Consider the following 13,814-nt stretch of genomic DNA (forward strand, 5'->3'; position numbering starts at 1 on the left):
ATTAGTCGCTCGCGCGCGATCCGCGCTCCCGGTGTCAGACGCCCTCGGACTCGGCGTCGGGCACTCTGCGGAGGTAGCCGCCGTCCTCGAGCCCCGCCTCGATCTCGAAGCGGTTGCGCAGCGGATCTCTGCCGGCGCGGAAGTACAGGAGGGGCATGAGGAGGCCGTAGTGCCGCCACTGGCTCCGGTGGACCCGTTCGTGCCTGATCACGGCCTCGCTGATGTTCGTGTCGGTGAGGTAGCAGGCCCCGACGCAGCTGCCGCCTCGGCCGAACGCCCAGTTCGGCATCCCGCGGAAGATCCACAGCCCGTCACGGCGCTCGATCCTTCCGGTGCTCAGTATCGACCCCCACGCGAGGCCGACGGCGGTGGCGTAGGCGTATCCGAGCCACGCGAGCGGAAGCGGCTTCCTGCCCCGGTAGGGATCGCCGGTGGGCGCTGCTGCCGGGTCTGAGGCGGCGTGGGTCATGCCGGGGCCCCGTTGCCGCCGCCGGAGGTGAGCGCGGCGAGAATGCGGAGCACCGAGGGCTGATCCTCGGCGGCCTGGGCTTCGTCGGCCGGTGCGAACTCGCAGATCGCGGCACCGGCGAGCGGGAGCCGGGCGACGGCGGCGCGCACGGCCGCGGTGAGCTGGGCGACGGTGAGACCGAAGGGTTCCGCGCTGTGCACCGAGGAGAACTCCGCGGGGTCGAGCACGTCGAGGTCGATGTGCACGTAGACCCGATCGGCGTCGGCGAGGGCGTCGGCGAGCGCCGCGGCGATCGCCTCGTCTTCGGCGCCGAGCCGCTCGGGGGAGATCCGGCGGAGCCCGAGCCGCTCGGCCTCGGCGACCTCCTCGGGATCTTCGGCGCGCGTGCCGATCAGCGTGACGCGCTCGACGGCCGCCGGCGATCCGGAAGCGAGATCTTCTGCGCCGCGTCCCAGGGCGTGCCGCAGGGTCATTCCCGAGGCCGCTCCCGAGGGCGAGGTCGTGGGGTCCTGCAGGTCGGGATGCGCGTCGAACCAGAGCACGGCGAGGCGTTCGCCTCGGTCGTCCGCGCCGCGCTGCGCCGCCTCGAGTGCGGGGAGCGATGAGGCGCAATCGCCGCCGAGCACGATCGCGGGCCGCCCAGCTGCCGCCGCCTCCGCGAGCGGCTCGCGCGCCGCCTCTTGAGCGCGGAGCAGGCCGCTCAGGCGCGCGACCGGGGTGCCGAGCGAGTCGCCGGCCTCGAGCGGGACGGCGACGTCTCGGCGGGACGCTGCGGGGAGATCCTCGCGCAGCAGGGCGGCTCCCTCTGCGATGCGCATGGCGCGCGACGAGGGCGATCCCTGCCACTCGGGCATGACGAGAAACATGGCTGTGGACACGGAACCTCCTGCGAGTCGTGGTGACTCTCCTCGACTCAGAATACGCCCGTGCCGCCCTGATCAATCGCTCGAATTCCGGAGAATCCGCGGCGGGCGAACAGCGGGAACCGGAGCGGCCGCGCCGCGGCTCAGCCGACGGTCACGAAGTCGATGAGGTGCTCCACGCGGCCGACGAGCTCGGGTTCGAGGTCGCGGAAGTGCCGCACCCTGCCGCGGATCCTTGCCCACGCCTCGGCGATGTCGGCCGGTTCGTCCCCCGGCCAGCCGAGGGCGAGGCAGATGCCCCGCTTCCACTCGATGCTGCGGGGAATCGTCGGCCACGCCTCGAGCCCGACGCGCTCGGGCTTCACCGCCTGCCAGATGTCGACGAACGGGTGCCCGACGATGAGGACGTTCGCGCCGTGCGGTCCGCGCGCGATCGCCTCGGCGATGCGGCTCTCCTTGCTCCCCGGAACGAGATGATCGAGGAGGACGCCCGCGCGACGATCCGGTCCCGGTCCGAACTCCCCGAGCACCTCAGCGAGGTTGTCGGCGCCCTGCAGCATCTCGACGACCACGCCCTCGACCCGCAGATCGGCGCCCCACACCTGCTCAACGAGTTCGGCGTCGTGCTTGCCCTCCACGAAGATCCGGCTCGGCATCGCGACCCGCGCGCGCTCCTGCGCCACGGCGAAGGATCCCGACGCGGTCCGCGTCCGCCCCGCCGGGGACTTCTTCGGCGCCACGAGCCTGATCGGCTTCCCGTCGATGAGGAAGCCGTCGCTCAGCGGAAAAGCGCGCACCCTTCCGCGGAAGTCCTCGAGCTGGACGAGTCCCTCGCGGGCGCCGACGACGGCGCCGCACCACTCGGTTTCGGTGTGCTCGATCACGAGCCCCTTCGCGAGGGGCACGTCGGTGCGCGCGACCGGGCCGCGGCGGGGCTTCATGCGCGCGAGGGGATCGGAATCGTAGCGGTCGTCGAACACGCAGCCGAGCCTAGCTCCGACACGGGGGGAGACGGCCGCGGCGCGCTCGGTTAGGCTGATGCGGTGGACGACAGGCGCGACGGGGAAGGCGGCTCCGATGCTGCGCCGGAGGACGGCGGCCAGGCATCCCCGCGGCGCGGATCGCGGCTGAGGTCACTGCTCGTCGACCTGAGCCCGCTGCAGCAGAGTCCGGCCTTCGCGCGGCTCTGGATCGGTACGTCCATCGCGCAGATCGGGGCGCAGGTGACGATCGTCGCCGTCGGCCTGCACATCTACGAGATCACCCACTCGACGCTCGCCGTGTCGCTCGTCGCGCTGTGGGCGCTCGGCCCGATGATTCTCGCGGGCTTCGTCGGGGGAGCCCTCGCCGATACCTTCGATCGTCGCAAAGTATCCCTGATCACGGCGGTGATCGCCTGGACGAGCATCGGCACGATGGCCCTCATCGCGTTCCTGCGGGTCGAACTCACCTGGCCCTACTACGCGCTCGCTGCGGTGAATGCGGCGAGCGCGACGATCATGGGGGCCACGAGAGGGGCGATGCTGCCGCGGCTGCTCCTGCCGCAGCTGCTTCCCGCGGCGGCGGCGCTGAACGGGATCACGATGGGGCTCGCGGTGACCGTGGGGCCCGCGATCGCCGGAATCCTCGTCGCTTCGGTGGGGGTGCCGTGGACCTACCTCCTCGACGCGGTCCTCTTCACCGGCGCGTTCGTCGGGATTCTCGGCCTGCCAGCGATGGTGCCGGACGGGAAGAAGTCGGCGCCCGGGTTCGGTTCGGTGGTGGAGAGCATCCGCTTCCTCCGCGGCGCCCCCAATATTCGCGCGACGTTCGTCTGGGATCTCACCGCGATGATCTTCGGTACGCCGCGCGTGGTGTTCCCTGCGGCAGGCGCGCTCGTGCTCGGCGGCGGGCCGGTGACCGTCGGCGTGCTGACGGCGTGTTTCGCGCTCGGGGCCCTGATCTGCGGGTTGTTCTCTGGGCCGCTCGGGTTCGTGCGTCGGCAGGGGCGCGCGGTCACGCTCGCGATCGCCGCCTTCGGTGTGTGCACCGCACTGTTCGGAGTGGTCCTTCTCGTGACGAGCCTCGCCGGCGGCGGGATCGCCCCGTCCGAGCCGATCATCCCGGCGATCGTGCTCGCGGGGATCGCCCTTGCGGGCGCCGGGGCCTCCGACAACGTGAGCGCGGTGTTCCGCACGACGATCCTGCAGGCCGCCGCACCCGACGACGTCCGCGGGCGCATGCAGGGCCTGTTCTACGTGGTGGTCGCTGGCGGGCCGCGCGTCGGCGATCTGCTCGCGGGCGGGATCGCCACCCTGATCGCGATCTGGGCCCCCGCGCTGCTTGGCGGGGTCGTGATCGTCGCGATCATGCTCCTGCTGCTCCGCTTCGCGCGCGGCTTCCAGCGCTACGACGCGCACTCGCCGACGCCGTAGCCGGGGGCGGCCGCTCGCGCCCGGCACGGCCGCCCCCGTTGTCGGGGGCTGCTGCTACCGTGGCGGCATGACCAGTCCGAGCATCCCCGACGCGCCGCGCGAGCCCCTCGTTCTCTCGGCGCGAGACGGCGTCGCGACCCGCATCACCCTCAATCGTCCCCGCGCGATCAACGCGCTGAACAGTGAAATGTTCGCGCTGCTCGATGAGGCGATCGCCGCAGCGAACGCCGATGGCAGCCGGGTGATCGTGCTCGACGGCGCTGGCGATCGCGGATTCTGCGGCGGCGGCGACGTCAAGGAACTCTCGAGCGCGGACACCGCGGCCATCCTCGCCCGCGAATACCGCGTCGATTGGGCGATCGCCGCGTCGCGCGTCCCCGTTGTCGCGCTCATGGACGGCATCGCGATGGGCGGCGGAATCGGTCTCGGCGGCCACGCCGCGCACCGCGTGGTCACGGAGCGCAGTCGCCTCGCCATGCCGGAGGCGAGGATCGGCATCGCCCCGGACGTCGGGGGACACCTGCTGCTCGCGCGCGCTCCCGGCAGGCTCGGCGAGTACCTGGCCGTGACCGCGGGGGAGATGTCCGGCGCTGACGCCGTTGCACTCGGCTTCGCGGACGCGCTCGTGCCCTCCGAGCGCCTCGCCGAGCTTCGCGGGGCGCTCGCCGCCGGCCAGGAGCCGACCTCCGCCATTGCGGAACTCGCTGCGATGCCGCAGGCGTCTCCGGTGCTCGGCGTTCGCGAGTGGTGGGATCCGATCGCCGAGCAGGCGCTCGGGGCGGATCACCCCGCGGCCTCTGAGGACCCGGCCGCCGCGGCTCTGCGCCTCATCGAGGCGCTCGAGGCCACGGCCGCTGCGGACCAGCGCGTCGCGGCGGCGGTCGGCACGATTCGCGCCATGTGCCCCGCCTCGATCGCGGTGACGCTCGCGCAGCTGGACCGCACCCGCAGGGAGGGGCTCGGCCTGCGCGAGGTCCTCAGCGACGATCTGCGCCTGCTCGGCCGGATCGCGCCCCGTCCCGACTTCGCGGAGGGGGTGCGGGCGCAGATCATCGACAAGGATCGCAGCCCGCGGTGGAGCCCAGCGCGGATCGAGGATCTCAACCCCGAAGAATTCGCTCGCTTCGTGAACCCCGAGCCGGTGGCGGGGGAGCCCACGCTCGAGCTCCCCGCCTAGGCTCGCGGCACCGGACGGCCCCGGCTAGTGCGTGTCGCTGATGCAGAACTGGTTCCCGGCCGGGTCCTCGAAGGTGTCCCAGGCGAAGTTCTCGTCGCCCCGCGTGCCGAGATGGGTGGCACCCGCCGCGGTCCACTCCGCGACCACGGCGTCGCGCTCCTCGCCCGGCGAGCGCTCGAGATCGAGGTGGACCCGGTTCTTGCCGGGCGTGGGGTCCGCGATCTTCTGGAAGCCGAGCGCCACCGGCACCGCATCTGCCTGCACCATGCAGAACCAGCCGTCCATGTCGTGCACGATCTTCCCGCCGAGCCGCTCGGCCCACCACGCGGCCAGTGGGCGGGGATCCGCGGTGTCGAACGTGATCATTCCGAGTCGGGCCATGGTTCCTCCTGGGGGCGCGCGGCCGGGCCGCTGACGAGGGGCGCGGAACCGCGCCCGATTCGACCGTATTCGGTGATCGCGCGTCGCACCAGGGTTTTCGCTCCGTGGGGTGGTCTCGGCGGTTCAGGGATCGCCGCGCCCGATACGCTGGGCGGGTGAGCGCGCCCTGGGATCCGAGCGGCCCCGACCTCGTGGTCGAGGGCGATAACCTCCCGGTGCTGCGCGCGCTTCCCGACGGAGCGTTCACGCTCGTGTACCTCGACCCGCCCTTCAACACGGGGCGCGCCCGGCAGGCCGAGCGCGTGCGCGGCGTGCGGGCCTCGCCGGAGGAGGGCGGCCGCCTGGGTTTCCGGGGCCAGGGCTACGCCGTCACGCGCGAGCGCACGCTCGCCTACGATGACCGTTTCGCGGACTACTGGGGGTTCCTCGAGCCGCGGATCGAGGAGACCTGGCGACTGCTCGCGCCGGACGGCACCCTCTACCTCCACCTCGACTATCGCGAGGTGCACTACGCGAAGGTGCTGCTCGACGCGATGTTCGGCCCGGAGTGCTTCGTCAACGAGATCATCTGGGCCTATGATTTCGGCGGCCGCACCAAGCGCCGCTGGCCGCCCAAGCACGACAACATCCTCGTCTACGCGAAGGATCCGGACCGCTACTTCTTCGATGCAGAGGCCGTGGACCGGGAACCGTACATGGCGCCGGGGCTCGTGACCGCGGAGAAGGCGATCCGCGGGAAACTGCCCACCGACACCTGGTGGCACACGATCGTCTCGCCGACCGGCAAGGAGCGGACGGGGTACCCGACTCAGAAACCCATCGGGATCCTGCGCCGCATCCTGCAGGCGTCCTCGCGGCCGGGGGACTGGGTGCTCGACGCGTTCGCGGGCAGCGGGACGACGGGGGCCGCCGCCGCCGAACTCGGGCGGAAGTTCGTGCTGCTCGAGGATAATCCGGAGGCGCTCGCGGTGATGCGCGGGCGGCTCGCCCCGACCGGGGCGGCGTTCCGATGAGCGCGGGGCCCCGGGCGCGGGCGGAGTTTCCCGTGAGCCTCGACCGTTCGACGGGGGTGCCGCTGCCGGTGCAGCTCGCCGCCGCGCTGCGCGAGGCGATCGATGCGGCCACACTGCGCCCCGGCGAGGCCGTTCCGGCGACGCGGGAGCTGGCCAGGCGGCTCGGTATCGCGCGCGGGGTCGTCGTCGCGGCCTACGAGCAGCTCGTCGCCGAGGGATACCTCACCGCGGTGCACGGCCGCGGCACGGCGGTGAATCCCGCGCTCGCCGAGGCATGGTCCCGAGGGGATGCGGCGGACGCCCCGCTCGCGGGTCCTGACGGCTCGACGACGGGCCAGCCGCCGGCCGACGAGTCACGGCCGGGACCGCTCGCCCCGGGGATTCCGATCGCGGACACCGTGACGGGTCCCGCGTGGAGAGCCGCGTGGAAGGAATCGGCGAGCCGTCTCGCCGAGGTCGCCCCGCCGCTCGGCGATCCGGAACTCCGGGCCAGAATCGCCGAGCACCTCAGGCTCACCCGCGGCACCGCCCGCCCGGCGCGCGACGTGATCGTCACGGCGGGAACGCGCGACGGCCTCGGCCTGCTCATCGACGCGCTCGGCGGCGGCCGAGGACGCGAGTTCGTGATCGGCGTCGAGGATCCCGGCCTGCCCACCCTGCGCGGCGCGGCCGCGCGTCACGGCGCCCGCATCGTCGCGCTCCCCGCGGACGACGAGGGCCTCGACACCGCGAGACTTCCCGACGGCGTTCTCGACGCCGTGATCGTCACCCCGAGCCACCAGTACCCGCTCGGCGGATCTCTTCCGCTGCCGCGCCGACGCGAGCTCCTCAGCTGGGCGCACCGCACCGGCGTGATCGTGATCGAGGACGATTACGACTCCGAATTGCGCTTTACGGGGTCGCCTTTGCCGGCGCTCGCCGCGCTCGATGATCCCGTCGACGGCTCGGTCGTGCTGCTCGGCACGTTCTCCCGCACGCTCTCGCCAGCGCTCTCCGCGGGCTTCCTGCTCGCGCCCGAGCGACTCCGCTCCCGGCTCGAACCGGTGCGCCGCGATCTCGGCGGCCCCGTGTCGAGCGTCGTGCAGGGAGCCCTCGCGCGGTACCTCGGAAGCGGGGAGCTCAGGCGCCACACGGCCCGCATGCTCCGCCGCTACGCCGCACGCCGCGACGCGGTCTCGGACGCCCTCGCGGGTGCGAGCGGGGTTCGGGTGCGTCCCATGGACGGGGGCCTGCACGCCGTCATCGAGCTCGTCGCGGGGGATCCGCGCACACGGGCGCTGCGCGAGGCCGCGCTCCTCTCGGGAGTCGCCGAGGAGGGCCTTGGCGCCGAGGGGCTCGGCGGCTACTGGCAGCACGATGGTGCGCACACCGCGATGCGCGGCCTGGTGCTGGGCATCGGAGGCTCGGACGACGCCGAGTTCGTTCGCGCGCTCGGGCGACTGCGCGATCTTATCGACGCCGCGGCGCGGATCGAGGAGACTCCGAGTCGGTGAGCCGCTCGAGCAGCAGCGCTCGGATCACCGGGACGTGACTGCGCTCGATGATCTTCGAGGCGGTGAGCAGGACGACCGCGTCGGCCTTCCGCACGAACGCGAGCAGTTCGGCGAACGCGACGGCCTGCTGGCCGGACTCGAGCTCCGCGCGCAGCGCTGCGGCGAGGAGTTCCCTGCCCGCGGCGGTGTCGGTCGCACCGGGTTCGTGCCAGCGATGCCGGAGCTCGGTGCTCGGCGTCGCCTCCTTCGCCCACAGGTCGAGATCGGCGCGCTCCTTCGAAACGCCGCGCGGCCAGAGGCGGTCGACGAGGACGCGCTGACCGGCGCCGGGATCCGGGGACTCATAGACCCGCTCCATCGAGATGTCCATCGCCCCAGTCTTGTCGAGGGCTGTCCTGAAGGGAAGCCCCGATTCGGGGCCCGATGGATAGAATCAACCGTGTGAGTGTCGACGATTTATCCCCGAGCATGCAGAACTACCTCAAGGTCATCTGGGGCCTGCAGGAGTGGTCGGACGTGCCCGTCTCGAACTCGGCGATCGCCGAGTCCGCAGGGGTTCGTCTCTCGACCGTCTCCGACGCGCTCCGCAAGCTCGCCGACCTGGAGCTCATCGGTCACGCCCGCTACGGCAGCGTGACCCTCACCGATGCCGGGCGCGAGAACGCCGTGTCGATGATCCGTCGTCACCGCCTCCTCGAGACCTTCCTCGTGCGCAACCTCGACTACGAGTGGGACGAGGTGCACGACGAGGCCGACCGGCTCGAACACGCCGTCTCCGATGAACTCATCGACCGGATCGACCGCGTCCTCGGCTTCCCGACGCGCGACCCGCACGGCGACCCGATCCCGAGCGCAGACGGCCGGGTGCACCGGCCCGACGCCGTCACCCTCGCCGTGGTCCCCTCGCCGTGCTCCGCCCGCGTCGAGCGCATCTCCGATTCGAACACGGAGATGCTGCAGTACTTCGCCAGCAAGGGGCTGGTGGTGGACGCCGAGCTCGAGGTGCTCCCCGCCGAGCCGTACTCGGAGACGGTCACGGTGCGCATCGCAGCAACGAACGAGGTCGTGAGCCTCGGGGCGGCAGCGGCATCGTCCGTGTGGGTCTCCTCGGGCGCTGCGGTCGCAGACGCGCCCGCTCGGGCCTGACGCAGGACACGATTCGAGATCCTTGCGTCACGCACGGCTCCGATAGGGGATAATCGAAGTGGCCCGCAAAGGGCTCGAGAGGAGTGCGGTGTTCGGCTGGTTCAAGAAGAAGAGTCGCGCGAAGCCGCGCCCTGCGCGCCGGCTCCCGCGACGCGTGCTCGCGCCCGTCGAGGAGATCGTCGAGCAGGGACTTCTCGTTGCCGAGGTCGCCGTGCGGATGAGCGTCAAGAACGCCATCATCATGAACGCGCTGAAGAAGCGCGTTGCCTACGACGCCGGTCAGATCGTCGACATGGTGCAATCGGCAACCGAGGAGCTCGCGGCTGAGCGCGAACGCGATGCCAGGCACATCTCGCGGATGCGCAATGAGATCCGCGACACCGGCCGCAGCTCGTGGAGCGAATCCGACTACGGCAACGACGACAATCGCACCCTGCGCCACCGCCAGGAGGTGTACGAGCGCGTTGCCGAGGAGCTCCGTAAGCGCGCGGACGATCCGGAATACCTGCAGGAGACGGCGACCCGCTCGCGCAACCTCGCGTGGGACGAGATCGGCGGCTCACTCGCCGACCGGGCCACGCACCCGTACTACAGCGGGGGCGACTCGGACGAGTATCGCGAGGCGAGGGACGAGCGGATCCAGCAGCTCATCGAGAAGGACCTCACCTCGCTCATTCAGAAGCAGGATCCGAAACCGCAGAAGACGCGCCGCTTCCTGAAGAAGGATCGCGACGACTCCTGAGCCGCGGCTCGAGTCGCCTGCGTCGAGGCTCGAGTGGCCTGCGCCGAGGCAGCGCCTCAGTCGGAGGCGAGCTCGGGGTGCCTGGCGAGGTATCCCTCGATGAACCAGCAGGACGCGAGGATCCGGCGACCCTTCGCGGCGTCGCCCGTGAGCGCGTGACGGGCGAGCAGCCCGGAGAGGCCGGAGCCGCGCAGCTCCGGGACCACGACCGTGTGATCGAAGTCGATCGCGTCGTCGCCGATGAGTGAGTAGTGCGCCTCGCCGACGAGCCTCGCGTCGTCGCCCTCACCCGTGATCACCGCGTATCGCGACTTCTCCGGTTCGTGCACGATCCGGAAACCGTCCGCCGCCGCCTGCTGCTCATCCGCGTATCTGGCCATGCGCTCAGCCTATGCCGAGCGCGCGGATCGCGGAACCGTGCGCGACGGATCCATCCAGCGGTGGCTACCCTGATGGGGTGACCTTCGGAACCCGATCCCGGCCGCGAGCCGCGCTCCCGCTCCTCGCGGCGGGCGCAGCGCTCGCCCTCCCGCTCGCCGGCTGCTCCGCCGGCCCGGCCGCGCCGCCCGAGCCCAGGAAGCTCAGCGCGAGCCAGGCCGGAGGCGCCTATCTGGATGCGGTCTGTCCCGTGAACGCGGCCTGGGATGAGGCCGACGTGCAGATCGACCGGCTGCGCCTCGCGCTCGAGCGGGGCGACGGCAGCCCGGAGGCGGCGCAGCGCGCACTCGTGAGCGCCGGGACGGCGAGCGCCACGGCGGCGAAGCGCCTCGATCCCGCGGTGTCCGAGTGGCCGGAAGCGGCCGCACCCGCCGTCGAGAACGTGCGTCAGACCCTGATCGAGGATGAGCGGCAGGCCGCACGGGTCGCGAAGCTCTCGGCCGAAGAACTCGCGAACTACACCTGGAAGGGCGCCGAGGAGTCCGGGAAGGCCGCCGCCGCGGCGCGGAAGGCGCTCGCGCTCCCGGACGATCCCGCGTTCGCGTGCTCCGAGTGGGAGGCCCAGGGGCAGAAACAGGGGTCGAAACCGGGGCAGAAGGACGAGCGGGAGCAGCCGAGCGATGGCTGAGGCGAACGCGTTCCGAGCGGCAGCCCGAGCGGTGCGCGCGGCCGCCCGCGAGGGAAATCAACTGCTCTCCGGCGGTGTCTCGGAGGTCCGCGTCAGCGACCCGGAGATCGCCCGGTCCCTCCGCGGGATCCTCACCGCCTGCGGCGTCCGGCTGGCGCAGGACGGCGCGACCGGGCGGATGGCGCGGGACGGCGCGACCGAGAACGCCGAGAACGGGCCGGACCGGCCGGGTTTCGTGTTCGTCGACGATGTCGCGGCGGTCCCGGACTCCGCGATCGCCGCCGCGGCGCAGGCCCGCGGGCTCCCGCCGGTATACGCCGATCCCGCGGGACACTCGCGGTCCTCCCGCGCGGCCGACGCCGAGTCGCGGATCGCGTGGGCCGCCGCGGGGATGCCGGCGACCGCGGCGCTCGCCGCCCGGCTGCTGGCCGCCTCTGCCCGCGATCGTCCGCGGCTCGCGGTGAGCCTCGTGCTGGAGCCCAAGACGGCCGCGTTCGCGCGCACGCTCGCGGACTCGGGCTGCGAGGTCGCGGTGTTCGGCGCGGTCTCGGAGACGGATCCCTCCGTCGCTACGGCGCTCGAGCTCGGCGGGGGCGTCGCGGTGTTCGCGCCGACGGCTCCCGTCGACCAGGAGGACGCGGGGCGCGTGGACGCCGCGAACGCGGCCGCGATCCTGGACTGGGCGCCTGAACTCCTGATCGACGACGGATCCCACCTCCTTCGGCTCGCCCACACGGAGCGGAACGGGGCGCTTGACGCGCTCCGCGGGGCGGCGGAGGAGACGACGAGCGGCGTCCGCCCGCTCGTGGAAATGGTGGCGGAGGGATCGCTCGCGATCCCCGTGATCGCCGTCAATGACGCGCGAACGAAGACGGGCTTCGACAACCGGATCGGCACGGGGCAGACGTGCGTGACCGCGATCCTCGATCTGCTCGACCCGCCTGCCGCGGCGGGGACCGATCCCCGCCAGCGGGCCGTCGGGGCCGCGGGGGAGGCGTGGACCGTGATCGGCTACGGGCCTGTGGGCGAGGGCGTCGCGCGCTTCGCCGCGGCGTTCGGCGCGCGCGTGCGCGTCGTCGAGCGGGATCCGGTGCGGGCGCTCGCGGCGCACCTGGACGGGCACGCGGCGGTCTCGCTCCGGGAGGGGCTCGCCGGTGCGGACGTGGTCGTGAGCGCGACGGGGGTCTGGCACACGCTCACCGCCGAGCACTTCGCGGCGCTCGCCCCCGGCACCGCGGTGGCGGTGGCCGGCGGCATCGACGACGAACTCGCGCTCGGGACGCTGCGGACACTGGGGTGGACGGAGCGTCGACTCGGCGAAGATCGCTCCGAGTGGATCGCCCCGGGTGAGGCGTCCGGACCGATCGTGCTCGCGGATGGCGGCGGCGTCAATTACACGGCGGGGGAGGGAAACCCCGTCGAGATCATGGACCTCTCCTTCGCAACGCAGCTCGCGGCCCTGATCCGACTCATTTCCGAGGATCTTCCCGCGGGCGTGCACACCGTCTCGGCCGCGGACGAGGCGGCCGTTGCCCGGGCCTCCCTCGCGGCCCGCGGCGCGGAGGCCGAAGCCGAGGTGGAAAGCGCTCGGCCGGGCGGCGCGGCGCAGCACTGGCGCACGCACCGGTACGGGAGCCGGGCCTAGACTCGACGGGTGATCACTCCCTCCGAAACCGTCGTCTACAGCGCGTCCCTCGTCTTCCCGGTGACGAGTCCCCGAATCGAGGACGGGGCGGTGGCGGTCCGCGACGGCCGGATCCTGCACGTGGGGGATCGCCGCTGGGTGCTCGAGGCCCTCTCGGCGCGCGGATCGGCGTTCCGGGAGGAGCGCTGGGACGGGGTGATCGCCCCGGGGCTCGTGAACGCGCACACGCACCTGCAGTACACGCACATGTCCGAGGTCGCTGCGCGCGACTACACGGGCTTCGACGACTGGGGTGACGCCTTCGACGTCGTCTACGAGCGCGGACCGCACGACTGGGCGGCCGCGGCCGCCGAGGGCGCCGCGCTCAGCATCGCGGCGGGCGTGACGGCAGCGGCCGACGTGGTCACCGACCGCGAGGCGATCGGGGCGCTGCACGATGCCGGCCTCCACGGCATCTCCTACTGGGAGGTCTACGGCAAGAGCAACGCCGACTGGGACGAGCGGGCGCGCGACGAGGTGCGGGCCCAGATCCGGAGCATCCCCTCGCCTCCCGGCGCGGGCGTATCGCCCCACGCCCCCTACTCGCTCGAGGTGCAGCCGCTGCTTGAGCTTCCCGACATCGTGCGCGAGGAGGGGCTGCGACTGCATATCCACCTCGCCGAGGCGCACATGGAGCGCGAGTTCGACGGCATCGACGGCTACGCGGGGCCTGCCGGCCACGGCGAATGGCCCGAACTCGGGGCCGACAGCTTCCGCGCGCTCCGTTCCCACGGCATCGGAGTGTCTTCCACGCAGTTCGTCGACCACCTCGGCGTGCTCGGCCCCGACTGCCACATCGCGCACGGCGTGTATGTGAGCGCGGAGGATCGGGCGCTGCTGCGCACGCGCGGCACGAGCGTGGCCCTCTGCCCGCGGTCCAACGCCGTGATCGGCCTCGACATGCCGCCCGTCGCCGCGTACCTGCGCGAGGGGAACCCCATCGCCGTTGGGACGGACTCGCTCTCCTCATCGCCCTCCCTCGACCTGCTCGCGGACGTCGCTGTGCTCTACCGCGTGGCTCGCGAACAGGGATATCGCGGCGATGATCTGCACCAGCGCCTGTTTGTCGCCGCGACCCTCGGAGGCGCCACCGCGCTCGGCCTGCACGTGGGGAAGGAACGGATCGGCCAGCTCGGCGTCGGAGCGGTCGCCGATCTCGCGATGTTCGAGGTCGACTCCCGGGACCCGGACGTCGCGCTCGCGACGCTCGTCGAGGACGGCGCTGGCCGTGCCCGCCGCACGATCATCGGCGGGACCGAACGGTTCTCCACAGGCACCGCCTGATGCCCGGCCCGGCGCGTGCGTCCCCAGATGACGACGCGCCGCTGCGGAGAGGGCCGCGATCCGTAGAATGAACCCGTGCGCC

The 13,814-nt window shown here is 72.3% G+C and carries 15 protein-coding genes; 9 read left to right on the top strand and 6 right to left on the bottom strand.

The window, feature by feature from the left end; all coding sequences use genetic code 11:
- Positions 1–34 precede the first annotated feature (34 nt).
- From JD292_RS02575 to JD292_RS02585, 3 genes are all read right to left on the bottom strand, one after another.
- The gene (locus JD292_RS02575) at positions 35–469 is read right to left on the bottom strand and encodes a Fe-S oxidoreductase (RefSeq protein WP_200131167.1); all 435 of its coding nucleotides are present in this window, start codon (positions 467–469) and stop codon (positions 35–37) included.
- A complete protein-coding gene (locus JD292_RS02580) occupies positions 466–1,347 on the bottom strand; it encodes an arginase family protein (protein WP_200131168.1) in 882 nt (293 codons plus the stop codon). Before JD292_RS02580 ends, JD292_RS02575 begins: the two co-directional genes overlap by 4 nt.
- A gap of 128 nt (positions 1,348–1,475) precedes the next feature.
- Entirely contained in the window at positions 1,476–2,312 is an 837-nt protein-coding gene (locus JD292_RS02585; protein ID WP_200131169.1) for a DUF3097 domain-containing protein, read from the bottom strand.
- Between the two features lie 63 nt (positions 2,313–2,375).
- Between JD292_RS02585 and JD292_RS02590 the strand changes: the two genes are divergently transcribed.
- Together JD292_RS02590 and JD292_RS02595 are read left to right on the top strand one after the other, a co-directional pair.
- Positions 2,376–3,746, top strand: coding sequence for an MFS transporter (locus JD292_RS02590; RefSeq protein ID WP_200131170.1), 1,371 nt, complete (start codon positions 2,376–2,378; stop codon positions 3,744–3,746).
- Between the two features lie 67 nt (positions 3,747–3,813).
- Positions 3,814–4,923: an enoyl-CoA hydratase/isomerase family protein gene (locus tag JD292_RS02595; protein ID WP_200131171.1), complete on the top strand. Its 1,110-nt coding sequence runs from the start codon at positions 3,814–3,816 to the stop codon at positions 4,921–4,923.
- Between the two features lie 24 nt (positions 4,924–4,947).
- Here JD292_RS02595 and JD292_RS02600 read toward each other — a convergent pair whose 3' ends face one another.
- The gene (locus JD292_RS02600; protein WP_200131172.1) at positions 4,948–5,304 is read right to left on the bottom strand and encodes a VOC family protein; all 357 of its coding nucleotides are present in this window, start codon (positions 5,302–5,304) and stop codon (positions 4,948–4,950) included.
- Positions 5,305–5,459: 155 nt separating this feature from the next.
- On the opposite strand from JD292_RS02600, the gene JD292_RS02605 reads away from it, so the two are divergent.
- Together JD292_RS02605 and pdxR are read left to right on the top strand one after the other, a co-directional pair.
- Positions 5,460–6,317: a DNA-methyltransferase gene (locus JD292_RS02605; protein WP_200131173.1), complete on the top strand. Its 858-nt coding sequence runs from the start codon at positions 5,460–5,462 to the stop codon at positions 6,315–6,317.
- Between the two features lie 32 nt (positions 6,318–6,349).
- Entirely contained in the window at positions 6,350–7,810 is a 1,461-nt protein-coding gene (pdxR, locus tag JD292_RS02610) for a MocR-like pyridoxine biosynthesis transcription factor PdxR (RefSeq protein WP_369411114.1), read from the top strand.
- Here pdxR and JD292_RS02615 read toward each other — a convergent pair.
- On the bottom strand, positions 7,767–8,180 hold the full coding sequence (locus JD292_RS02615; RefSeq protein WP_200131175.1) for a DUF488 domain-containing protein: 414 nt from the start codon (positions 8,178–8,180) through the stop codon (positions 7,767–7,769). The genes pdxR and JD292_RS02615 overlap by 44 nt on opposite strands.
- A 71-nt stretch (positions 8,181–8,251) precedes the next feature.
- Between JD292_RS02615 and JD292_RS02620 the strand changes: the two genes are divergently transcribed.
- Positions 8,252–8,956: a metal-dependent transcriptional regulator gene (locus tag JD292_RS02620; RefSeq protein WP_369411115.1), complete on the top strand. Its 705-nt coding sequence runs from the start codon at positions 8,252–8,254 to the stop codon at positions 8,954–8,956.
- A gap of 58 nt (positions 8,957–9,014) precedes the next feature.
- The gene (locus JD292_RS02625) at positions 9,015–9,698 is read left to right on the top strand and encodes an asparagine synthase (protein WP_233613242.1); all 684 of its coding nucleotides are present in this window, start codon (positions 9,015–9,017) and stop codon (positions 9,696–9,698) included.
- A 56-nt stretch (positions 9,699–9,754) separates the two neighbouring features.
- Here JD292_RS02625 and JD292_RS02630 read toward each other — a convergent pair whose 3' ends face one another.
- The gene (locus JD292_RS02630) at positions 9,755–10,078 is read right to left on the bottom strand and encodes a GNAT family N-acetyltransferase (RefSeq protein ID WP_200131177.1); all 324 of its coding nucleotides are present in this window, start codon (positions 10,076–10,078) and stop codon (positions 9,755–9,757) included.
- Positions 10,079–10,155: 77 nt separating this feature from the next.
- On the opposite strand from JD292_RS02630, the gene JD292_RS02635 reads away from it, so the two are divergent.
- Genes JD292_RS02635 through JD292_RS02645 form a run of 3 tightly spaced genes read left to right on the top strand, consistent with a single transcriptional unit; the run spans position 10,156 to position 13,732 of the window.
- Positions 10,156–10,764, top strand: coding sequence for a hypothetical protein (locus tag JD292_RS02635; protein WP_200131178.1), 609 nt, complete (start codon positions 10,156–10,158; stop codon positions 10,762–10,764).
- A complete protein-coding gene (locus JD292_RS02640) occupies positions 10,757–12,409 on the top strand; it encodes an adenosylhomocysteinase (protein ID WP_200131179.1) in 1,653 nt (550 codons plus the stop codon). The genes JD292_RS02635 and JD292_RS02640 overlap by 8 nt, the downstream gene beginning before the upstream one ends.
- A 9-nt stretch (positions 12,410–12,418) precedes the next feature.
- Entirely contained in the window at positions 12,419–13,732 is a 1,314-nt protein-coding gene (locus JD292_RS02645; RefSeq protein ID WP_200131180.1) for an amidohydrolase family protein, read from the top strand.
- The last annotated feature ends 82 nt before the right edge of the window (positions 13,733–13,814 follow it).

The sequence above is a fragment of the Leucobacter edaphi genome (genome assembly GCF_016522535.1).
GTDB lineage: Bacteria > Actinomycetota > Actinomycetes > Actinomycetales > Microbacteriaceae > Leucobacter > Leucobacter edaphi.